Origin of the sequence: Bacteroides sp. GM023, from assembly GCF_014750685.1 — a bacterium.
In the GTDB taxonomy this organism is placed as follows: Bacteria; Bacteroidota; Bacteroidia; order Bacteroidales; family Bacteroidaceae; genus Bacteroides.
This window is the reverse complement of sequence record NZ_JAAXGE010000004.1, coordinates 225632-247610: the sequence shown is the minus strand read 5'-3', so window position 1 is coordinate 247610 and position 21979 is coordinate 225632. Positions and strand designations below refer to the sequence as shown.

Sequence of the window (21979 nt, the reverse complement as noted above, 5' to 3'; positions counted from 1 at the left end):
ACGCTACCTTGTGGACGTGCCCATAAGATAGCGGTATGCTATAAAAGGTATATCGGATGGGGACTACAACCGCCGTACCGGTTATTTCTCGTGCTTTTCCAAATACTCTTTCATCGCCTCGTTCACGATGTCCCGTAGAGACATATTCTTTTCGATGGCGAGGTACTTCATCCGGGTATGAATACTTTTGTTTATGACAAAGTTGCAATGTACAGCAGGCTCTTTTTCCGTTTTGACCGGTGCAGGTTCTTTCTTTTGCGTGGACTTCCCGGTGGATGACAGCAAGCCGTCCAGTCCGCTTCTCATGCCGTTTTTCAATGAATCACTTTTGCCCATATCGTTTTTATTTTAATTTCAACACTTCTTTTGCTAACTCCATGTAGTCCTTTGCCCCGTTGCTGTTCTTGTTATACTCAAAGATATTCATGCCTTTTATCGGAGCTTCGGCCAATGATACATTGTCCCGGATGACGGTCTTGAATACCTTGTCGCAGAACGATTCGCTGATTAGTTCCGCCACACTTTTGTTGAGCGTCTTGCGCTTGTCAAACTGGGTGATGACAATGCCGCCGATATTTAGGTTTGGGTTCAAACGTTCCTTGACAATCCCGACCACATTTGTAATCTTTGCCATTCCGCGCATGGCGAGGAACTGCGCCTGTACCGGGATAATCAGGAAATCCGCCGATGTGAGGGCGTTCAGTGTCAGCAAACCCAGCGAGGGCGGACAGTCAATCAGGATATAGTCGAATTTACGGGTTTCAAGCAATTTTGCAATCAGCCCTTTTAGTATTAATTCCCGCCCCGGCTCGTTGATAAGCTCGGATTCTGTCGCCGACAAATCGAGGCAGGACGGTACAACGGAAAGACCGTTTTCCAACTCGAATACCGGTAAGGTATATTCGCCTTTCATCGCTCCGTACACCGTCCGTTCCTCTTCGATGGAGAGACCGCAGGATTCCGTGAGGTTTGCCTGACCGTCCATGTCGATGAGCAGTACACGCTTTTTCTTCTGCTGCAATGCGGCAGCAAGATTGATGGTGGTAGTTGTCTTTCCGACACCGCCCTTGTGGTTCAAAACTGCGATTATTTTTGTCATAATTTCGTGTCTTTATATCTGATACAAAGATAATACTATTTTTAGTATTTACTATTATTAGTGTATACTATTTTACTACTTTTGTATATTTTAGTATTATAGCATCTACTACTATACTAAAATACTGATTGACTAAATGTAGTGCATTCTATCATTTCTGATGGGATATTTCCTAATATCCTACTTTACTAACCTTAGTATATACTACATTTAGTATTTGTTGTATAACAGCAAAATAAGCTCATTTTGGAATTAGTCTTATAAATCATCATCATGCGCATTAGATAAATTCTGTCTCAAGTGCTTCCAACAAGTCGTGTATTTGTTTTTCCGCTTCCTCCATATCCGATACAATGTCCTTGATGTGGTAAGGTGCGCCATTTTTACCGTGCCCATCATTTCCAATCCATAGATAGGCTTCGTAATCCGGGTCAAAACCCTCGAAATATTGTTCCATGTCAGCAATGAGGGTATCAATGTCCTCACATTTCATTTCGGCACTGAAATTAAAATCCTGCCCATAGTTGGTATAGCGTTGGAAGTCGAACTGAATATTTGATTTATTTTTGTCATCCACACTTATACTCCAGCCTTTGCTTTGGGATATTTCCGTTACTTTTTGTATCTTTTCTTGAGCGGTCATAGTTTTGAGTTTATAGTGGGGAGACTTCACACCGTCCTACCGATTGCTTTAATCCGTTATTTGAAAGTAATACTCCTGCAGCTCGTCTGGCCATTCGGCGGTCATAGAGCGTGGCTTTCTGGTTGTCCCGCTCGTGCCATTGCCAAATTTTGTGATTAAGTACAAGGCACAGCTCTGTCCAATGCTTGTAGTTATCTTTCCATTCTGCCTTAACCTTTCTGTATGTGTCAGCTATGGCTTCATTCCCGAACTTGTCTGCCATAGAGAAGTCCTGCCAAAAGGTTGTCATCGGGTCATAGCCAGTAATTTCCGCTATATTCCACTTGGGAATTACTATTTTTAATATTTCCATACTTATTATTGTTTTTGTAATACTCATGAATCAAGATTACTATTTCCCTTTGTTCGGTCTGTTTGCGACCGCCGGGAAGATTTTTCTGCTTTCAGAAGGTGGCGGGGAACAATCGGACAAGGCTGATCCGGAAAAATACGCTCGACAGCGGAGAGGAAGATTTTTACGTGTCATTTGCGGCAGTATGCCGGCATTGGCAGGATTGGAGCCGCCGGTTACCTTTGCGGAAAATTCTGTTCCGTAGGTCGCACGGCAGCGGACTTGGGTTTAATGGGAATCCGTTAGAAAAGGAAAGATTTATGAATAAAAGAGTGAGGCGGCCAGCCGGGACGGACTTTCCGATGGACTGTCTTGGGACTACAGAGGGCAGGATTTATCCCGCCCCCTGTAATGCCAAGTCTGTCCGTGTCCGTCCTTTTGCAAAAAGGGGCTTCACGCACTTTATGTAACGTGTTACACAAAATGCGTGAGGCTGCTTGAAGCAAACTGGCCGCAGGATGTAAGGCTATATGAGGGAGAAAGGAATTTTATAAAAGGCCGTTGGTCGATCGGAACAACAAACCGTACCGAGACTTTGCCCGATACGGTCTTGCATATAACTCAGTCTATGTCATAGCCTATCATGTATTCATCGTTGATAAGCAGATAATAGTAGCCGTTGCCACAATTCCTGTATTCTTTGCTGAATCCAGCCGCCATATCTCCATTTTCGCGTGGCTCACACCATAACGTACCGTCATAGCCACAAAAGTCGAAGCGTCCGGTGGAAAACTTTTCGCCTTGCTTCAGTGCCGTTCTGAAACGAGCCATATCCCAACTGCTGCAATACTTCTCGATGGTGGCAAGTCCGATACACTTGCCGTCGATGCGTGTGCCGGTCGTGATGCGGTTCTCGTAGAGGGATTTATCCAAATCGGCATTAGCGATTTTGCGAAGCCAATCATTCGTATGCGTGGCAAGTCGGGCAAGTTTCTGGTATTTCAAGACCTGTTTCTTTCCTATGTCCGCTGCATCTTCGGGAGAGGATGACGGATAGTATATCTTCTCAATGCTTGCCCAATCCGTGAAGATGTACCCGCTTTTTCGTTTTCTTGGCGCAATAATGCCGATGACGTTTTCATTGCGGTTGATGAATAATCGCCTACGTTGTCCTGCAATCCTTACATATAAAGAGGTGGAATTCTGCTCGTTTCGGAGATAGGCTTCTGCCGGATGAATAGTTGTTGTTTCCATATTTGTATAAATTTTGATTTTTGCTGTTCCTATTTTGGTTTACCTGTTCAAAGTTCCGGGATTGTGCCGTTCTTATATAGAACACCGTCCCGATAATGGGACACGATGCCCGGCTTAAGTCCCATTTCCTCAAAGGCTATATGCCTGATATAGTCCTTGTATTCTTTGCCAATGAAATTCTTTCCACAAAGGTTGTTGAAAATCATAGGGACGGAAAAACCGTCTTCGCTCGATAATATCACTTTGTCGTCTTGTCTAATTTCTTCTACCATACTTGTTTACTTTTAATTGGTTGAACTATCATGCTGATTTTTCTTTTTCCCTGCTTTCGTTTGCCGTGCAGGTTTGTTTTCAGCTTTTTGAGGCAGCCAGAGGATGAAGCTGTGGCATCATAAGCCAAACCCGGATAGAAAACCGACCGTGTAACAGTCTGTTTTCGTCATCCGAATGCAATGCGGCTTGGCGATTATGCGCTTCGTCCTACATTCGCCGACGAAAAGAGTAAAGAATGACCTGCCGGTAAAAGCAAGGATTTTGTAAAAAAGAAGAGTCGTATATGATAGAAAAAACGGCTTGGGATGTGAGAAAATACCCTGAAAAATTTGCGGTGTATCGTATTTTATGTAATTTTGCAGTTGTATTTCAAAATTGCATAAACAGTATGGAGGCAAAATATATCCACAGGGAGCTATCCGCCGTGATAGAAGAGGCTTACCGCTATTTTTCAGTCATTACGGTAACAGGACCGCGCCAGTCCGGAAAGACGACGCTGCTCCGCAACTTGTTCTCATACCTACCGTATTACTCGTTGGAAAATCTTGATGTCCGGAGTTTCGCCGAAAACGACCCGGTCGCTTTTCTGAACCAGCACACGGAGGGCATGATTCTTGACGAGGTACACAACGCTCCGAACCTGCTGTCGTATATTCAGGGTATGGTGGACAATGATGCCGACCGGCGGTTTATCCTTTCGGGCAGTTCGCAGTTTGCCATGCTGAAAAAGGTTACACAGTCTTTGGCAGGACGTACCGCCGTTTTCGAGTTGCTCCCCCTGTCATACTCCGAAATACGGGAGCAGATCACCGATACGCCTCTTGACAACCTGCTGTTTAACGGGTTTTACCCTGCCATTTATTCGGGCCGTAACATACCCAAATTTCTTTATCCGGCGTACATGAAAACCTATCTGGACAAGGACGTGCGCGACCTGCTACAAATCAAGGACATGATGCAGTTCCACACATTCATCAGGCTTTGCGCCGGACGTATCGGATCGCTGTTCAAAGCCTCTGAACTGGCCAACGAAATCGGTGTCAGTTCACATACCGTTACGGCATGGCTGTCCGTCTTACAGGCATCTTATATTGTTTTCCTGCTACCTCCCTATTTCGAGAACACACGCAAACGGCTGACTAAAACTCCCAAGCTCTATTTTACGGATACAGGGCTTGCCTGTCACCTGCTCGGCATCGAATCGCCGGAACAGCTTGCACGGGACAAGATGCGTGGGGCGTTGTTCGAGAACTTCATCGTAACGGAAGCCTTGAAGCGGCGGTATAACCAAGGCAAGGAAAGCAACCTCTATTTTTACAGGGATTCGAACCAGAACGAGGTCGATTTGCTGTTGAAAAAACATTCGGGGCTATACGGTATTGAAATCAAGTCGGCGATGACCTACCATGCGGACTTCGAGAAGGCGTTGAAACAAATGGACGGCTGGGTCAAAGAAACCATACTGGGTAAGGCGGTGGCCTATGCGGGTACACTCGAAAATACTGCTGGAGAAATCAAACTTCTGAATTACAGTCACCTGGATGAGGTGTTGGCTTAACAGCCCTATAACAGTCCAGCTAATGCCGACACACACTCCTGCTGCATGGATTTGATGTAATCGAAGAGAACCGAGGGATTGATATTCTTGCCATTTAGCTTGCAGGTGACGTGCAAGTGCTCGCCTGTACTTCGTCCGGTCGAGCCGGTAATACCGACGGCATCGCGGGGACGGACTACCGTACCCTTGGCGGCCAGCACCCGTGAAAGGTGGCAATAGCTGACGGTGTAATTTCCGTGCCGCAGTGTCACATACTTGCCGGACGTCTTGTCTTGTCCCACTTTGACGACCACCCCCTCCATCATGGCCAATACCTGCTCGCCCCGTGCGTGCAGGTCGATACCCCCGTGAAACTTCCTCTTCCCGGTAAACGGGTCTTTCCGGTAGCCGTATGGCGATGTAATTCTGATGCGCTGCAATGGATAAGACACACTGAGATAACGGTCAATCCACAACTTCTTACTTTCATCGGCAGGTTTTGTCGAAGTCTCCTGTGCAGGAGCCATGCTTTCGGGTGTCGGCTCCGGCTTTTTCATACCCTCCTGCAAGGCTTCTACCTTGTATCTTTCTGGTGTCTTGGCAATCGTGTTGAACTGCGCCTGAACGGGCATCGTGCAGAATGAAATACCCGATATTGCTATCAGTAGAATTTTTCTCATTCGGCAAAGTTATAACGGGAATTTTCATGTCGGAAACAAACTACCGTCATTTCTTGTATTGGTTTGATATTTTGCGTCTATTAGTACGATTTTGATTAGATAATTGTACTAATGAAGATAAAAACAGCATATTACAACCATTTATATAGCTGTATTTTTGTCCGTCATAATAAGATGTCTCTATCTTTGTATAGTACAATTTTATAATATGAATATAGTATGAAAAAAGTTCAGATTGAATTTGATGAATTACCCTTTTCGACACTGGAACGATTCGGTCTTACAAGGGAAATGATCGAGGACTTGCCGATGCGTGTGTTGGAAGACATCTGCAACGGCCGGCATTCTCCCGTGCTTCCCGTGCGTGTCACTGACGAGCATGGCGGGCAAATCGAGAGCCGCAGCCGCTTTGCCTTTATCCGCATGGACGACGGTCAGGTGGATGTGGTGTTCTATCCGGCACTGAAATCCTCTCCACTGGAGCGGTATGACGAAGCACAGCAGAAACAGTTGCTCGACGGCAAGGCGATTGTCGCCGATGTGGAAATGTCGGACGGACGGAGCAGCAAGGCTTTCGTACAGATTGACGCCGAGACGAAACAGGTGATGTATGTCCCCACGCCCATCATCGCACGCAACCTGAAAGTGCTGGCCGAGGTCATGCGCCTCGGTACGGTGGAGGTAAACGGGATGCAGCACGGCGAGCCGCTGACGGTAGTCGTGGGCGGCGAGCCTGCCACAGTGGGCATCGACCTTCATGCCAAGACCGGCATCCGCATCTGTTCGGGCGACGCGCAGCAATGGCGCAACCAACCCAAGCGAGAGTGGGACAAATACACCTTCGGGTGCTACGGCTGCTGGGTCATGGACGATGACGGTAACCTTGACTACGTTTCGGAGGAAGACTACACCGAAGAGCTGTGGAACGAACAGAAGAAGAGCGGCGAGCGCAATCGTGCGACAGCTCTCCATAAGTAAAACATCAATCCGTACATTATGGCACAGAACGAATATTATCCCGAAGACGTACTTGTCGGGAAGATGCAGAGCGGCGAATACGGCTGGCTCGATTACGTCAATCATTTCTCCGCCGACTGGCAGGAGGAATACGCCCGTTACTGCGAGGAAAAAGGGCTTGCAGTCGGCAACGAATCCGCCGCCGAGTTCGTCCGCTTCAAGGACGAACAGTTGGAGGCAGCAATGGAAAGCGGAGACGCATAACGAAAACAATCAGACTATGGCGATACGAACGAATACCAATCCCCGGCAGATGGACTTGCAGCCCGAAATGCGCGATATGCTGATGCGCAACGGGCTTCAAGCCCATGTTGCACTTGACGATGCAGGGTATCGGCTGATCGTGCAGGGACATGACTCGCCCCTGCTGGTCTATCCGATCACCGAACGTCAGATGTTGGCACTCACGGACTGGGGAACGAACACTGCCAACAAGAAGGCCTACAACGTGCTGACGAGCATCGTGGGCAAGGACTTCTATATGCCCAAGAACTTCGTCCATGCCCGCAATGCCAACGGTCGTGTGGCTATGGGGCTGCACGGCTACCGCATCGTCATCGGCGAGTACGGGCGCATGGGGCGTATGGGAATGCCCCCGCCGTTCCTTGGCTGGACACCTCGCAACCAGTTGGGCTTCCACCTTCGCAGGGTCGGCGGCCAACTGTTCTTTCCGGGGCCGTCCATCGTACCCGAACGCCCCGACGGGCGCATGAAGCCCGGCGAACTGCAATCAGGCGGTTACGGCTTCTATTACAAGGGGCATCAACAGGAGCAGCCCGTACAGCAACGGGATGTGCTGCAGGACTTGCAGGCGGCTATCACGCCGATGGTCAGCCGTCCACGCAGCAAGGAACCGGCACGGCCGTACAAGGAGCTTATAGCCTCTCCGGTCTATTTCTCCAACGAGAAATGGGCGGAGTGCCTTGCCTCGCACGGTCTTGTCGTGGATGCGGAAAAGCAGACGCTGACCGTGCAGTCGGAAAGCGTCCAAGCCGATATGGTCTATGACCTGACGGAAGAGGAAGTGAGGACACTGGTTGCCGCACCCATCGAGGAGCAGCCCGTAGAGAAACGTCTGGAACTGCTGAACGGCATTATCGGGGCTGACTTTTCCGACAAAGTGACGATGGAGGCTCTCAACAGCGATCAACGCATCGCTATCGGTCTGCATCCCGAAGTACAGCAGGATTTGAAACAACGCCAACGGCAGGAGCAAGAGGCTTTTATGCCAGTGAAAACCTCGCTGCAACAGCAAGAGGAATCCGTACAGGGAAATATCGGTGCGGTAGTGGACGGGCGTGACCTCCAGTTTTTGAATGAAAACAAGGGATGGTATCGGGAAGAGAAACACGGGCGGGAAGTCGAAGTGAGCCAGATAGCCGTTCAACCGGCACAGACCGAGGGGAAATACAGGATGACCGCCGTTATCGACGGTCAGGCTATCAGCCATGAGATAACCCAACGGGACTACGACAAGTTCCTTGCTGTGGATGACTATCACCGGATGAAGCTCTTTTCCAAGATTTTCAGCGAAGTGGACATGAAAACACGCCCGGAAGCACAGCGGGGTCTCGGCACGAAAATCTTTGCCGCCCTCACCGCAGGTACGGTAGTCGCGGCGGGTGTCGCACACGGCATCCACCATCACTGCCATGCCCCGGAGTTCTACGGCGAGTGTTTCGGCGGTCCGCCACGCCCGTACTTCAAGCCGGGTGTCGATACGCCGAGGGATGTGGCCATCCGTTGTTTCGAGGCAGAGATGAACCGTGAAATCAATGATATGAGAATGGGGAGGTAAACCATGAGAGAGGGCGAACTGACTTATGACGATTTTCTGCGCAGGCTGAACATTCAGGACGTGCTTATCGACGCGGGCTATCACCTGAACCGGCGTGACGGCCTGCGCTATCCCTCGTATGTCCGGTTGGACAGCGAGGGGCGGCGCATCCGCAACGACAAATTCATTGTCACGCAGCAAGGGAAATGTTGTTTCAAACCGCAACAGCAGAAGTCGTATAACATCATTTCCTTTATCAAGGAGCATCCGCATTTTTTCGCGGAATACCATGCCGGTGTGTCTCCCGACCGACTGGTAAACCTTGTCTGCAACCGGTTGCTGAACCATCCCGTCGCTGACCGGGATACCCGGATTATCCAGCCTAAACGGGATGTGAAGCCGTTTGACATGGCGGATTACGACATTCACCAGTTCAATCCGCAGGATCGGGCGACACAAAAGAAGTTCTATCCGTTCTTCAAGCATCGGGGCATCGACCTTTACACGCAATACGCCTTCCACCGGAACTTTTGTCTGGCGACGAAACACCGTGAGGACGGCATGAAATACACCAACCTCGCCTTTCCGCTGACCGTTCCGAAAGATACGGGACAGGTTGTCGGTCTGGAAGAGCGAGGGCGCCCTCGCATGGATGGCAGCGGCAGTTATAAAGGGAAGGCGGAAGGGAGCAATTCGAGCCAAGGGCTATGGATTGCCAGCCCAGCCAAAACTACGCTTACCGAAGCCAAGCATATCTACTGGTTCGAGAGTGCATACGACGCGATGGCCTATTACCAGCTTCATCAGGCCAACGACAAGGATTTGCGGAAAGCGGTCTTCATATCTACCGGCGGTAACCCGACGGTGGAACAGATGCGGGGTGTCCTCACGCTCTCGCTTCCTGCCAAGCAACACATCTGTTTCGATACCGACCTTGCGGGAATCGAGTTTGCCAAGAACCTGCAACAGGAGATGTACCGGGCTGTCCGTTCCACCATCGAGGAGACACCGGAGCGGAAGCCTTATCTGGATTCCGTCGCTGACGGCAAGAACCTCGATGAAGGAGACATAGACCTGCTGCCCGACGCTTTGCGGTCGAGCTACGGGAAATATGAATCCGCATGGGAAGAAGCCATGTCGATGCGTTCGAGCGGCCTGTGCCATCCGGACGACATACGGGAACAGACGGATATCATGAACGGAAATTACAAGGAGTTCCGTGAAGGATTGCGGGAGTTCCTCGGTCTGGACAAGGCGAATGACGCCTCTTTTGTCCGTGAACAGCCTACCTATCCCAACAAGGACTGGAACGAACAGCTTTTGGCCGGGCAGAAACAGGAAGAGACGGTCGATGAGACACAGGCGAGAGAACAGTCACCGGAAGAGGAACAACAAACACACTTTCGCCGATGATGACCGATGCACCCACAGGACATTTCCAAAGCATCGTGCTGCAACCGCACGCCGGACAGTTCGTCATCGACGAGCTGCCCGCAATCGTATTGTGCTGTGCAGCATGGGTGTACGGTGGCATGGAGGGACTGCCTCTGACAGCTCTTGCCGTATCGGTTGCCGCATTGCTTTCTTTGGCATTGCTGTACCGTTTCATCTATCTGCGCCGGACACGCTACCACATCGGTAGCGAGCAGCTTATCAGCAGGCATGGGGTGCTGTCCCGGAAGACGGACTACATGGAACAATATCGTATCGTGGACTTTGTGGAACACCAAAGCCTCATGCAGCAGCTTTGCGGCCTAAAGACGGTACGCATCTTCTCGATGGACAGGAATACACCCCGGCTTGATTTGGTAGGCATCAGACACAACTTCGATGTGGTAACGCTTATCCGGGAACGGGTCGAGTATAACAAACGAAAAAAGGGAATATATGAAATCACGAATCATTAGTCTGGTCATTTTTGCCCTCTGCCTGATGCCACACTGGGCAAAAGCCCAAATCACGGCGTCCAATCCGTTGGAATGGATGGCGTTGGCCGAGGGCAACGAGGTTATCAATGACCAAATAGAGAAACAGATAAATGGTCAGACGAAGACAGCTATGCTGCAGAACAGCATCGCCGCCGAGTTTAACCGCATCCACAAATGGGAGAAGCAGTACAACAGTTATCTCAAGACGGTAAGCGGCTACGCTTCATCGCTGAAAGCCTGCACCCATCTCTACAACGACGGCGTGAGAATCTTTCTCACGTTAGGGAAATTGGGCAACGCCATCCGAAACAACCCGCAGGGCATCATCGCCTCCATGAGCATGAACAATCTGTATATCGAGACGGCAACGGAACTGGTATCGGTCTTCACGCTCCTGAATGACGCAGTGGCCAAGGGCGGCAAAGAGAATATGCTCACGGGTGCGGAACGCAGCAAGACCTTGTGGGCGTTGAACGACAAACTTTCGGTTTTCAGCCGGAAGCTGCACCTGCTCTACCTGAGCATACGGTACTATACCCTCAATGACGTGTGGAACAACGTGACGGCCGGGATGCTCGACCGCAACAACGGAGAGGCGGCACGGATGGCCATGTCCCGTTGGCGCAGGGCTGCCGTCCTTGCACGATAAAATCAGGTGAATGATGAAACGGACGATTTGGATAGGCATCTTATTGCTGTGCATCGGTATCGGCAAGGTTCGGGCACAGAACGACCCCGTGCTTGCCGGGATGATCCTGCTCTATACCGACAAGGCGGAAAAGGAGCTGAAGAACCAGGAGAAGGTCATGCTGATACAGACCACCGGACACCTGTGGACGAAAGAGGAAGTGAAAGCCACGACCGACCTGCAACGGGAGTTCAACAACTATTTGGACTCTTTCCGGTCGATAATCTGCTACGCAGCGCAGATATACGGTTTTTACCACGAAATATCAAGGCTGACGGACAATATGGGAGACTTTACCAGACAGGTAAGCCGCAATAGTCCCAACGCGCTGGCCGTTGCTCTCTCCACGCAACGGAACCGCATTTACCGGGAACTGATTATGAACAGCGTGGAGATTGTGAATGACATCCGCATGGCGTGCCTGTCAGACAACAAAATGACGGAGAAGGAGCGCATGGAAATCGTATTTGGCATCCGTCCGAAGCTCAAGATGATGAACAAGAAACTGCAACGGCTGACCAAGGCGGTGAAATACACGACGATGGGCGACATCTGGCGTGAAATCGACGAGGGGGCACGCCCGGCAGCCGACAAACGGGATATCGTGGAAGCCGCCAAAAGACGCTGGCGGCAGATAGGAAGAAATGTAAGACCTTAAAAACAGACAACGTATGGGCGTTTGGAGTACACTATTGAAATATGGCGGCAAGGCCATGAAAGGTGTCGGTACGGCTACAGCGACTACCGGCAAAAGTATGGGTAAGGCAGTGCTGCACCCTTCGCAGACCTTGCGTGGCGCGGGTCAGGCCGTCAAGACGGCGACCATCGGCGGTGCGGTCGGTTATGTGGGCTGGGAGAAGCTGACCACCGACAAAAGCGTGGTGCGTATCGTGAGCGATGCGGTCATCGGCGAACCGGCAACGAATACCCTCGCGGAGACGGCGGACGGAGTGCGTGAACTGACGGGCAAGGCCGGGGAAGCCGTCAGTTCGGTCAGCGGTGCGGTAACCGGCATCGACAACAAGCTGAACGGTGTGTCGAACTTTTTGCGCCAAGCCTCCGGTGGCGGAGGCCTTGATATGTTCGGCAACTTTTTCCGTAACCTCGGCAGCGGCAACGTGTCGGGGCTGAGTATTGCCGGGCTGGTTGCGGCGGCGTTCCTCATATTCGGACGCTTCGGCTGGCTGGGCAAGATTGCCGGCGCATTCCTCGGCATGATGCTCATCGGCAACAATGCGGGTGTCTTCCGAACGCCGGAGACAGAAAACGTGCAGCGCACCCGGACGCCCGAACTTCCGGCAGAGGAACAGACGCATGGCGGAGGGATGAGAAGATAGGGATATGAATCAATAGGTAAACAGCATGAAATATACAGAAGAAATGATCCTGCAATCCGATAGCGGTTATTGTATGCCTTTCGAGGAACAGCAGGGCAAAGACGTGGAGCTGTCGCTCGGCTACGGCGAACAGACCGACCCGGCGACGGGCGAGAAATTCTTTCATCACGGCATTGACTTCAACGTGCGGTGCTATATGCTTTCTGCCCTCGCCAGCGGCATTGTGTCGGGCGTGGGCAACGATTCCGGACACGGCATCTGCCAGACCATCCGCTACGGGGAGTATGAGGTGACATACGGAAATCTGTCCAATGTCTTCGCTCAATTCGGACAGCGTGTAAAGGCCGGACAGACGGTAGCTTTGAGCGGTGACAAACTGCACATGACCGTCCGCTTCAAGGGCGAGGAACTGAACCCGCTGGAGTTCCTGACGATGCTGTACGGGAACATACAGGCAATGCGTCAGGCCGGCGGACACGAGACAGACTATTTATCCGGCTTGGAGATGGAACTGAAAACCGATTATGAACGGGACAAAAGGGAGATAGAGGAACTGATGCTGCACTTCCTGCCGCACTATATGGAGGATTTGCGGCATGGAGCATACACCTTGCCCCGGAATACGGAGCAGTCGCTACGCCACATCTTCACGGTGGGCGCGATGAAGGAGTATTTCTACGAGAATATGCCGAGCATGGCCAATCCGCTCGGACTGGGACACAAGGCCATGCCGCTGGCCTGCAAGGTGCAGAACCTCCTTATTGCGGATTTCCTGCATTACCTCGCCCTGCGGCATGATGTGTACCTCTCCACTGCGAGCAGCGACATAAAAAAAAACTCCATGACGAAGCCCTGACCTATGGCGGCATCATAGACCCGTTGGCGGAACTGGACATCGACATACAGAGCTTCGACATACCGAGGCTTGTCACGGTCTATCCCGACCGGGCGGGTGTGCGCTGGTGGACCAAGGCATGGTTCAACAATCGGGAAGAGGGCGAGACATCCGTCGAAATCGAACGGGAGCAGGCGATACGGTTCATGCAGGACAACATCGAAAAGGACGCATGGCTGGAAGAGTTCTTTCCCCGGCAGATGGAGGTTTACCACAACGCCATCGAGCAGACGAAAGAACAGCTATTGAAACAGATAAATATATAATACACAACATGGATGGAATCAGACATAGCCGGCAATTCGCGGAAATAGAACGTCTTGTGAGCGATTATTTCCATTGCCATCTCGCTCCCGTCATGTCGAAAACGCAGGCTTTCCTCACGAAGAAGCAGGGCGAGGAAATGAGGGAGTATTCCACCTCATTGGGCGGCATACTCAGCGCAATGGCGTCTGCGGCACAGCCGATGGGCGACCCGTACCAGGTACTCAAGGTTACGGGCGAATGGAACTCGAAGACGACGGAGGACTACATCGGAATGTGCAAGGCGGAGATTACCGGCTCCAAGGAGATACAGCAAGACCTCGCATACATGGCCGGGCAATGGCGCGATACCGTCGTGCGGGAAATCGGGCGTGAACGGTACAACGAACTGTCGGAACAATTGGGCGGTGACCTTGCCTACGCCTATATGGACTACCGGGTAGAGGAACTGATGATCGACCGGCTGGTCAAGGAGCGAATGCCGAAATCGTCAGCCGACTACATCATCCGCAAAGCCGCAGAATCAAGCTTGCTCGGACTTTCGCAGACCTTGAACCGCTCGCCGCTTGCTGAGGAAATCGAGGCACGGGGCGAAGCGGCCTACCGTCCGAAAGGATGGGAAAAAGGTGCGGGTCGGGTATTGGGCGCAACGGCGGATGCCGTCATGATGGGTGGCGCAGGTTCGTGGGCGACATTGGCAAAGTTTGTCGGGGCGGACGTGGCTATCTCGGCAGTCGCCTCACGCTTCGAGCCTGAAAAGTCGCCCAAGCTCTCTGTGGAGCAATGTATCAGCAAAGGTGTGTTCGGTAGCGAACGGAACGTGTTTACGGACTTCCGTAAGGAGGCTGCAACAGTACAGACGGGTGATAGTGCGCTTATTGTGGCGGCCAACGAGCAGTTGAAGAAAAAAATACCTGTGATGAACTTTAATTTTTTGGAGTGGATGCAGACACCAAAGTTTACCCCTTTCCAAATGTCCGAAAAGCCCGGACACCCTGAAAAGAAAAATGAACGTGCCGAACGGTACAAGGATGTGCCGCTCATCGTCGCTCCCGGACAGGAAGAAGCCTATTTGAAGCATTTGGAGAAATATAAGAATGCAACGGCTGTAAAATCCACAAAGGAATCAACACAGCCGGAAATGGAACAGAGGGAAAAAGTGGAGAAAGAGGAACGGCAGGTGGTTATTCCACATGAGGAAGAAAAGCAAGAGAGAGAGGCTGTGCAGACCAACACGAACGGATGGAGCGGATTGCTCGGTACATTGGGATTAGAGGGATTGGGCGATATCACGGGCAACCTCGGATATGTCATGGCCATGCTGCCCGACATCCTGCTGGGAGCTTTTACCGGCAAGACGCAATCGTTGCGCTTTGGGGACAACCTGTTGCCGATAGCGAGTATTGTGGCCGGTCTGTTCGTGCGTAACCCGCTGCTGAAGATGCTCCTTGTCGGTCTGGGCGGCGCGAACTTGCTGAACAAGGCTGGACACGAGGCGTTGGGGCGTCCCATGCCGTCCGCCGACGTGCATACGGAAAACCAGTACCGCCGTTATCCCGACGAACCGCTCAATTCCCGTATCGTAAACCCTGTACTGCAAGGCAGCACGCTCATCGCCACGATAGACCGTGTGCCTTGTACCATCCAGCTCACGCCGACCGTCGCGGAGGCTTACCGTGCAGGGGCATTGCCGCTGAACACGCTGGCGAACGCCGTGCTTGCCAAGAGCGACCAGTTGCGCCATATTGCCTCGCAGAATTACGACGACGGACAGCGGGAGACGATTGTGCGCACACGGGGCATCCAATAAATCCATGAACAATAAAAGCATGATGATATGAAAGAAAAGTCGCAAATCGAAAAAAAAGCCGAAGAAAAGCAGACGGAACTGCTGTCTGCCGCACTGGGCGGGGCATCGAACGCCGGCGGCCATTGGCTCAACGTATCGGGCAAGGGATTTCCCCGGCTCTATCCGCAAGGGGTCTCGGCCAGCCCGTTCAATGCCCTCTTTATGGCCTTGCATTCGGACAATAACGGATGCAAGACCAACCTGTTCACGCTTTACAGTGAAACCAAGGCACGGGGGGCTGCGGTACGGGAGCATGAGCAGGGCGTACCGTTCCTGTTCTATAACTGGAACAAGTATGTCAACCGGAACAATCCGAATGAAACCATCGACCGTACCGCCTATCTCCAATTGGACGAAGAGCAGAAGGCACAGTTCAAGGGTGTCCACAACCGAGAAATCCGCACGCTTTTCAATATCGACCAGACGACGTTGCCCTACGTGGACAAGCCGGCTTACGAGGATGCGGTAAAGCAGGACGGCAGTGTTCAGGAAAGAGGATATGCCGAGGCGGACAACCGCAGGTTGCGCACTCGGTTCAACGACTTTCTATTGAAGATGCGGGACAACCTCGTTCCCGTGCGCTCGGACGGTAGCGGAGTTCCTCATTACGAGACGGACAAAGATGCGGTCTATATGCCGCGCCAAAAGGATTTTGAGCATTACCACGATTATGTGCAGGAAGCCTTGCGGCAGATCGTGAGTGCCACAGGACATCAACAACGACTTGCCCGTGAAGGCATGGTCATGAAGAATGGTGTGGCTCCGTCAGAGGATGCGGTAAAATATGAAAGGTTGGTTGTGGAACTGGCTTCGGGTATCAAGATGTTGGAACTGGGACTGCCCGCGCGTTTGTCCGATGCAAGCCTGAAGACGGTGGATTACTGGTGTCGGGAGTTCAAGGAAAACCCGTGTATAATGGACGCTCTCGAAAGCGACGTGAACAATGCGCTTGATGTTATCCGAAAAGCGGAACGGGGCGAGAAAATTGAGTACGCCACCCTGCGAAACAGACGGCAGACCACGACCATGCAGGAACAGATGCCCAAGCATTACTTTGTGGCGAATGAAATCCGCCAGCACCCGGACAAGGCGGCGAAAAGCATCGTCCTCGTCATCGACCGGGAGGCGAAATCGGCGGATGTCATTTTGCCGGCAGGAGCTTCGACCGAGGCGAACAACGAGATTCCCGGCATGAACAAGGGGCGTATCGAACGGGCATTGCAGAAAGAGGGTATCGAGCAGGTGCGTTTCTATAATACTGACGGTGCATTGGGTTACAGACCCGATGACAGCTATTTCAATGAAAAAATGGTGACACTGGCCCGGTTAAGGAACTACACGTTGGAAAAGCTCTCCACGCTGGACGTGTCGGAAGCTGTCAGACGGGCGAATGAGGTCGGGTTCGATGCCGTGCAGATGATTCAGGATGACAAGAACCGTTGGGCACTCTATATCAAGCCGGAAAACAAGGAGGGGTACAGCGTCTATCCCGACAAGGAGGATGTGAACCGTTTTTTCTCCACGCTCAAGCAGGCGATGGACAACATCGACAAGGTACGGATGGAGCTGGCGCACAAGTATTATGCACTGGCGGAGGTCAAACCCGACCTGAAAGTGGATTTGTTCGGCAGCGATACGCCGGAGATTGACCTGAACCGTATTCAGCGTGTTGCCATCTTCAAGACCAGGCAGGATGGAATCCAGTGTGTGGCAACCATCGACGGACAAAAGCTGCAGCCCCGCAGCGTCACTCCACAGCAGTGGCAACGGATGTGGGTGGCGGAAGACCGTGACGGCTACAAGCGGCATTTGGCGGCTACGCTGTTTGCCGATGTGCTGCAAAAGGGACAATCCGTCGGGGAACAGAAAGCGGAAGAGCAGGTACGGCAACAGAATGAGGTGGTGGCGGAAAATCGGTCGGAAGAGACGAATGATGAAAATATGTCTCCGAAACGGCAGTTTTGGGACAACCTCAAGGAAAAGCATCCCGACGCCCTGTATCTGATTCGTGCAGGAGAAGTCTATCGGCTTTATAATGAGGATGCGGCAAAGGGAGCTGATATATTGGGGATTACGATGAAGAAATATCCGGAACGTGGATTTTCGGCTTTCGCAGAGTTCCCAAGGACGCAACTGGACAGCTATCTGCCCAAACTTGTCCGTGCTGGTGAGCGTGTCGCCATCAGTGAGATAGAGCTACAGGATAAACGGCAGGACGAGCAGGAAACACATAGGGGTATTCATAGATAAGGAGTGACGATTATGACCAAGAATCAGGAATATGCACTGCAATACGCAGATTATGCGATGGCACAGATGCGAAGGTATGGCATCCCGGCTTCCGTCACATTGGCGCAAGGCATACTGGAAAGCAGCAACGGACAGAGCCGTCTGGCAAGGAACGAGAACAACCATTTCGGCATCAAGGCAACTTCCTCGTGGATTGCCGAAGGCGGCAAATACGGAATCTACACCGATGATAAGCCGAATGAAAAGTTCTGCAGCTATGACAGCGTGGGTGATTCATACGAGCATCATTCCCGCTTTTTGAAGGAGAACAGCCGCTATGCCGGTTGCTTCAAACTCTCCCCGGACGATTACAAGGGCTGGGCACAAAGCATTGAGAAAGCCGGTTACGCCACAGGCGGCAAGTATGCCGAGAACCTGCAGAAAATCATTGAGCAGAACGGCTTGCAGAAGTATGACAGACAGGTGATGCAGGAGATGACGGCACAAGGCCGGCAGTTCGGGGTGGAACACAATCCGCTCCAGACTTCCGAGAGTGCGGAACATGGAACGGGGTATTCGTTCCCGGTGGAACGGGAGGAATTTCTGTTCATTACCTCTCCGTTCGGAACACGGCAAGACCCGTTGGACAGCACAAAGCAACAGATGCACAAGGGCGTGGATATCCGTTGCAAAGCCGACGCGGTACTGGCTACGGAGAGCGGCGGCAAGGTCGTGGCGGTAAACCAGAACAAGAATACACCCGGCGGCAAGTCGCTGACGGTGGAATATGCTCGGACGGACGGCAGCAAGGTACAATGTACCTATATGCACCTCAAGGAGATTTCCGTCAAGGTCGGCGATACGGTACAGGCAGGCGGACGGCTTGGCACATCGGGCAATACGGGGACACGGACGACCGGGGAACATCTGCATTTCGGTGTGAAGAATATCTATGCCGACGGGACGAAACGGGATATAGACCCTGCGGCGTATCTGGCTGAAATCGCACAGAAAGGACATATCAAATTGCAAATGCTGCACAACGGAAATGACCTGCTCGTCAAATACAAGGCGGCGGAAGATACCGTGCCTGAAAAGAACCTTTCGCCAGACGGATGGATGAAAAAACTCCTTTCGTCGGAGGATAGCGGTGTGGGAATATCGGGATGCAACGACCCGATTGTGGAGATGGCGATGACCGCTTTCGCCTCCCTGATGCTTTTAGCCACACAGATTGATAACCGGGAGGAAGAGGAACAGAAGACGGCGATATCCGCCGCGATGGATCTTCGTACCATCGACCTGAAGCCGTTGTTGCCGAATATGAAGAACTGCGACCTGACTATCGGCGAGAACGGCAAGGCCATTCTGAAAGCGGACAACGGGGAACTGCATGTCTCGCGGGAGCTGACCGCTTCCGAGCTGAACCGGTTGTCTGCCACGTTGAACAACGGTACACTCACGGAAGAGGCCAAACAGATGCGTGTAACCGGTATGCTGAATACGGTTATCCTGTCGGAAGCGGCCTCACAGAATTTTGAGCAGGGGATGACCCGGCAACAGGGACAAACGGAAAACCTGCGAAGATAAAGGCATGGCGATATGATAAAATGCGTGATGATACAGCTATGCAAGTGTCTGGCGGGAGTTTCCCTCCTTGCGTTGCACCTCCGGTTCTGCTACCTGCTGTTGGGATGGATCGGGACGCTCGTTGTCGTGGGCGTGCAATTAGCCATCGCCGGATGGATGGTCTGGGCGATGATACGCGCACCCGACTGACCGCACTCTACAACAGTTCAACATCAATCAACCCATGTATCACTTGTCCGGATGATCCATGTATCATTAAAGACAAAAAACAGATGATTAAATGTAATGTTACGGTATGCGGCGTTATCGGCCGCGATGCGTCGGTTCGCAAGAATAAAGAAGAGAAAGAATTTCTGGTGTTTCCGCTCCGGGTACAGATTCCGGCGACGGGTGGCGGGCACACTATCGAGGTGGATGTCCGCAAGGAGGGCTGTCAGGAGGAAGCCGCCGGTTATCGGAACGGCTCCCGTGTAGAAGTGAGGGGTACGATGTATCTCAAACGCCGGGGCGACAAGCTATATTTCAACCTGTTCGCCGATGAAATCTGCAATGCCGCTACGGATGATGCGGATTGCGTCAAGGGCGAGCTGGTGTTTCGTGGTAAGGTCGGCCAGAACATCGAGGAAAAAAGGGATAAGAAAGACCAGCCTTATACGGTGTTCTCGGCGTTTAGCGCAGAGAAGGTCGATGACGGCTTCGAGTACCAGTGGGTGCGCTTCTTCTGTTTCGGTAAGGAGCGCGAAGCGTGGTTGCAGCCGGGTGTAAAGGTGGATGCCAAAGGTGAAATGAACCTGTCGGCACACAACGGGAAAATCAACCTTTCCTGCAAGATGGAGGAACTGACGCAATATGTGGCGGATTCGTCTAACTATAATCAATAAGGGTTATGGCCGGTTACAGAAAGAAGAATGCCGACGGACCGAACAGCGAGGACAAGGCTCTTGACCTGTTCGCCGAAATGATGATCGAGAAAATCGAGGGCATTCAAAAGGACTGGAAAAAGCCTTGGTTTACGGAGGGTACGCTACAGTGGCCCCGCAACCTTCACGGGCGCGAGTACAACGGGATGAATGCTTTTATGCTGCTTTTGCACTGCGAGAAAGAAGGGTACAAGATTCCCCGTTTCTGCACGTTCGATTGTGTTCAGAAGCTCAATAAGCCCGGAAAGGATGGAGAGGAACTGCCGCGTGTCTCCGTGCTTCGTGGTGAAAAATCCTTTCCGGTCATGCTCACCACGTTCACTTGTATCCATAAGGAGACTAAGGAGAAAATCAAGTATGACGATTACAAGAAACTCTCCGATGACGAAAAGGAACAATACAATGTCTATCCGAAGATGCAGGTGTTCCGGGTCTTCAATGTCGCGCAAACTAACTTGCAGGAAGCGAGACCGGAGCTGTGGCAAAAACTGGAGCGAGAAAATTCGCGTCCGGCAATCGAGGAGGGCGAGCATTTCAGTTTTGCCCCAGTCGATACGATGATAAGGGATAACCTGTGGATTTGTCCGATTACGCCGAAATATCAGAATGACGCCTACTATTCCATCACGAAGAACGAAATCATCGTACCCGAAAAGGAGCAGTTCAAATCGGGAGAATCGTTCTACGGGACACTGTTCCACGAGATGACGCACTCCACCGGAGCGGAAAACGTACTTGACAGGTTCAAGCCGACTACTTTCGGTTCTCCTGAATATGCCCGTGAGGAACTGGTGGCAGAGTTAGGCAGCGCACTGGTCGCACAGCGTTACGGCATGACCAAGCATATCAAGGAGGACAGTTGCGCGTATCTTAAAGGTTGGCTTGATGAGCTGAAGGAATCGCCACAGTTCATCAAGACAACGCTTCTGGACGTGAAAAGGGCAACCTCGATGATTACCCAGAAGGTGGATAAGATAGCGCAAGAACTGGAACAAAATGTCGGCGAGAAGCAGGAAAACGGAGCGGCAGCAAAGGAGAATACATTTTATTCTTCTGTTGCGTATCTCCAATTTTCGGATGACACGAGGCAGCTTGACGAACTTCGGGAGAAAGGCGATTACGAGGGATTGCTGACGCTTGCCAAGGAGTATTACGACGGCAATGGCATCAACGAACAGCATACTTATTTATCGGCCACGAACAACAAGGGTGACAGCCTTATTGCCGAGGATGAGAATTTCGCTGTCGTGTACAACGGGAGTGTCGGGGGAACCTACGAGGTGATGTTGAAATTCACGGAGCAGGAAATCCGAGACCATATCCGGCGTTACGGTGTCGATATCGCCGGAGATACAATAAAAGGGGTTGCCAGGGAGATGGCGGCGGAACAGTTCTCCGCTTTGGCGTATCAAAAGATTCCGGCCTTCGAGATGCCGAACGGTGAAGTGCTATATGTCGAATATAACAAGGAATCCGATACGCTTGATGTCGGGCAACCCACCAATGCCGGGCTGGTCGCGCAGCATCGTTTCCCTTACGACCACAATGTCGGGCTGGATGCCAATCTGCAAGCCGTGAACGAGAAGCTGAACGAGCTGGAAGAGTATCGGGCAGAACTACAAGAGGCAGAATACGGCAGCGGTATGCGCCGGTAAGGATGGAAAGAAA

25 protein-coding genes are annotated in these 21979 nt (G+C 51.8%); 18 read left to right on the top strand and 7 right to left on the bottom strand.

Annotation, left to right across the window (positions count from 1 at the left end; translation table 11 throughout):
- Positions 1 to 81: 81 nt before the first annotated feature.
- The 4 genes from HC965_RS11120 to HC965_RS11105 all read right to left on the bottom strand — a co-directional run bounded on the left by HC965_RS11120 (position 82) and on the right by HC965_RS11105 (position 2094).
- Entirely contained in the window at positions 82 to 336 is a 255-nt protein-coding gene (locus HC965_RS11120) for a hypothetical protein (RefSeq protein ID WP_004320506.1), read from the bottom strand.
- A 7-nt stretch (positions 337 to 343) separates the two neighbouring features.
- On the bottom strand, positions 344 to 1099 hold the full coding sequence (locus HC965_RS11115; RefSeq protein ID WP_004320508.1) for a ParA family protein: 756 nt from the start codon (positions 1097 to 1099) through the stop codon (positions 344 to 346).
- 280 nt (positions 1100 to 1379) lie between these two features.
- A complete protein-coding gene (locus tag HC965_RS11110; RefSeq protein WP_004320510.1) occupies positions 1380 to 1742 on the bottom strand; it encodes a hypothetical protein in 363 nt (120 codons plus the stop codon).
- 10 nt (positions 1743 to 1752) lie between these two features.
- Entirely contained in the window at positions 1753 to 2094 is a 342-nt protein-coding gene (locus HC965_RS11105; RefSeq protein ID WP_004320512.1) for a hypothetical protein, read from the bottom strand.
- 25 nt (positions 2095 to 2119) lie between these two features.
- Between HC965_RS11105 and HC965_RS11100 the strand changes: the two genes are divergently transcribed.
- Complete coding sequence (locus tag HC965_RS11100; protein WP_004320514.1) at positions 2120 to 2338, top strand: hypothetical protein; 219 nt, start codon at positions 2120 to 2122, stop codon at positions 2336 to 2338.
- Between the two features lie 55 nt (positions 2339 to 2393).
- A complete protein-coding gene (locus HC965_RS11095; RefSeq protein WP_153834743.1) occupies positions 2394 to 2543 on the top strand; it encodes a hypothetical protein in 150 nt (49 codons plus the stop codon).
- Positions 2544 to 2694: 151 nt separating this feature from the next.
- On the opposite strand, the gene HC965_RS11090 is transcribed toward HC965_RS11095, so the two are convergent.
- Positions 2695 to 3327, bottom strand: coding sequence for a hypothetical protein (locus tag HC965_RS11090; RefSeq protein ID WP_004320516.1), 633 nt, complete (start codon positions 3325 to 3327; stop codon positions 2695 to 2697).
- 47 nt (positions 3328 to 3374) lie between these two features.
- Positions 3375 to 3599: a hypothetical protein gene (locus tag HC965_RS11085; protein ID WP_004320520.1), complete on the bottom strand. Its 225-nt coding sequence runs from the start codon at positions 3597 to 3599 to the stop codon at positions 3375 to 3377.
- 284 nt (positions 3600 to 3883) lie between these two features.
- Between HC965_RS11085 and HC965_RS11080 the strand changes: the two genes are divergently transcribed.
- Positions 3884 to 5158, top strand: coding sequence for an ATP-binding protein (locus HC965_RS11080; RefSeq protein WP_004320523.1), 1275 nt, complete (start codon positions 3884 to 3886; stop codon positions 5156 to 5158).
- A 5-nt stretch (positions 5159 to 5163) separates the two neighbouring features.
- Here HC965_RS11080 and HC965_RS11075 read toward each other — a convergent pair whose 3' ends face one another.
- Complete coding sequence (locus tag HC965_RS11075) at positions 5164 to 5817, bottom strand: M23 family metallopeptidase (RefSeq protein ID WP_004320525.1); 654 nt, start codon at positions 5815 to 5817, stop codon at positions 5164 to 5166.
- 219 nt (positions 5818 to 6036) lie between these two features.
- On the opposite strand from HC965_RS11075, the gene HC965_RS11070 reads away from it, so the two are divergent.
- The 15 genes from HC965_RS11070 to HC965_RS11000 all read left to right on the top strand — a co-directional run bounded on the left by HC965_RS11070 (position 6037) and on the right by HC965_RS11000 (position 21966).
- Entirely contained in the window at positions 6037 to 6795 is a 759-nt protein-coding gene (locus HC965_RS11070; RefSeq protein WP_004320528.1) for a DUF4099 domain-containing protein, read from the top strand.
- A gap of 18 nt (positions 6796 to 6813) precedes the next feature.
- On the top strand, positions 6814 to 7038 hold the full coding sequence (locus tag HC965_RS11065; RefSeq protein ID WP_004320530.1) for a hypothetical protein: 225 nt from the start codon (positions 6814 to 6816) through the stop codon (positions 7036 to 7038).
- 16 nt (positions 7039 to 7054) lie between these two features.
- A complete protein-coding gene (locus tag HC965_RS11060) occupies positions 7055 to 8632 on the top strand; it encodes a hypothetical protein (RefSeq protein ID WP_004320531.1) in 1578 nt (525 codons plus the stop codon).
- Between the two features lie 3 nt (positions 8633 to 8635).
- Positions 8636 to 10024, top strand: coding sequence for a toprim domain-containing protein (locus HC965_RS11055; RefSeq protein WP_004320533.1), 1389 nt, complete (start codon positions 8636 to 8638; stop codon positions 10022 to 10024).
- A complete protein-coding gene (locus HC965_RS11050) occupies positions 10021 to 10518 on the top strand; it encodes a PH domain-containing protein (RefSeq protein ID WP_004320535.1) in 498 nt (165 codons plus the stop codon). The genes HC965_RS11055 and HC965_RS11050 overlap by 4 nt, the downstream gene beginning before the upstream one ends.
- On the top strand, positions 10499 to 11188 hold the full coding sequence (locus HC965_RS11045) for a hypothetical protein (RefSeq protein ID WP_004320537.1): 690 nt from the start codon (positions 10499 to 10501) through the stop codon (positions 11186 to 11188). Before HC965_RS11050 ends, HC965_RS11045 begins: the two co-directional genes overlap by 20 nt.
- 13 nt (positions 11189 to 11201) lie before the next feature.
- The gene (locus HC965_RS11040) at positions 11202 to 11885 is read left to right on the top strand and encodes a hypothetical protein (protein WP_004320540.1); all 684 of its coding nucleotides are present in this window, start codon (positions 11202 to 11204) and stop codon (positions 11883 to 11885) included.
- Positions 11886 to 11898: 13 nt separating this feature from the next.
- Positions 11899 to 12564, top strand: a complete 666-nt coding sequence (locus HC965_RS11035) for a hypothetical protein (RefSeq protein ID WP_004320541.1) — start codon at positions 11899 to 11901, stop codon at positions 12562 to 12564.
- A 25-nt stretch (positions 12565 to 12589) separates the two neighbouring features.
- Positions 12590 to 13420, top strand: coding sequence for a M23 family metallopeptidase (locus HC965_RS11030; RefSeq protein ID WP_004320543.1), 831 nt, complete (start codon positions 12590 to 12592; stop codon positions 13418 to 13420).
- A 23-nt stretch (positions 13421 to 13443) separates the two neighbouring features.
- A complete protein-coding gene (locus HC965_RS11025; protein ID WP_004301295.1) occupies positions 13444 to 13725 on the top strand; it encodes a hypothetical protein in 282 nt (93 codons plus the stop codon).
- A gap of 8 nt (positions 13726 to 13733) precedes the next feature.
- Positions 13734 to 15533, top strand: coding sequence for a hypothetical protein (locus HC965_RS11020; protein WP_004320545.1), 1800 nt, complete (start codon positions 13734 to 13736; stop codon positions 15531 to 15533).
- Positions 15534 to 15560: 27 nt separating this feature from the next.
- Entirely contained in the window at positions 15561 to 17822 is a 2262-nt protein-coding gene (locus HC965_RS11015) for a zincin-like metallopeptidase domain-containing protein (RefSeq protein ID WP_004320548.1), read from the top strand.
- A gap of 12 nt (positions 17823 to 17834) precedes the next feature.
- Positions 17835 to 19391, top strand: a complete 1557-nt coding sequence (locus HC965_RS11010) for a glucosaminidase domain-containing protein (protein ID WP_004320549.1) — start codon at positions 17835 to 17837, stop codon at positions 19389 to 19391.
- Between the two features lie 272 nt (positions 19392 to 19663).
- A complete protein-coding gene (locus HC965_RS11005; RefSeq protein WP_004320554.1) occupies positions 19664 to 20272 on the top strand; it encodes a hypothetical protein in 609 nt (202 codons plus the stop codon).
- Positions 20273 to 20277: 5 nt separating this feature from the next.
- Complete coding sequence (locus tag HC965_RS11000) at positions 20278 to 21966, top strand: zincin-like metallopeptidase domain-containing protein (protein WP_005680013.1); 1689 nt, start codon at positions 20278 to 20280, stop codon at positions 21964 to 21966.
- Positions 21967 to 21979: the final 13 nt, after the last annotated feature.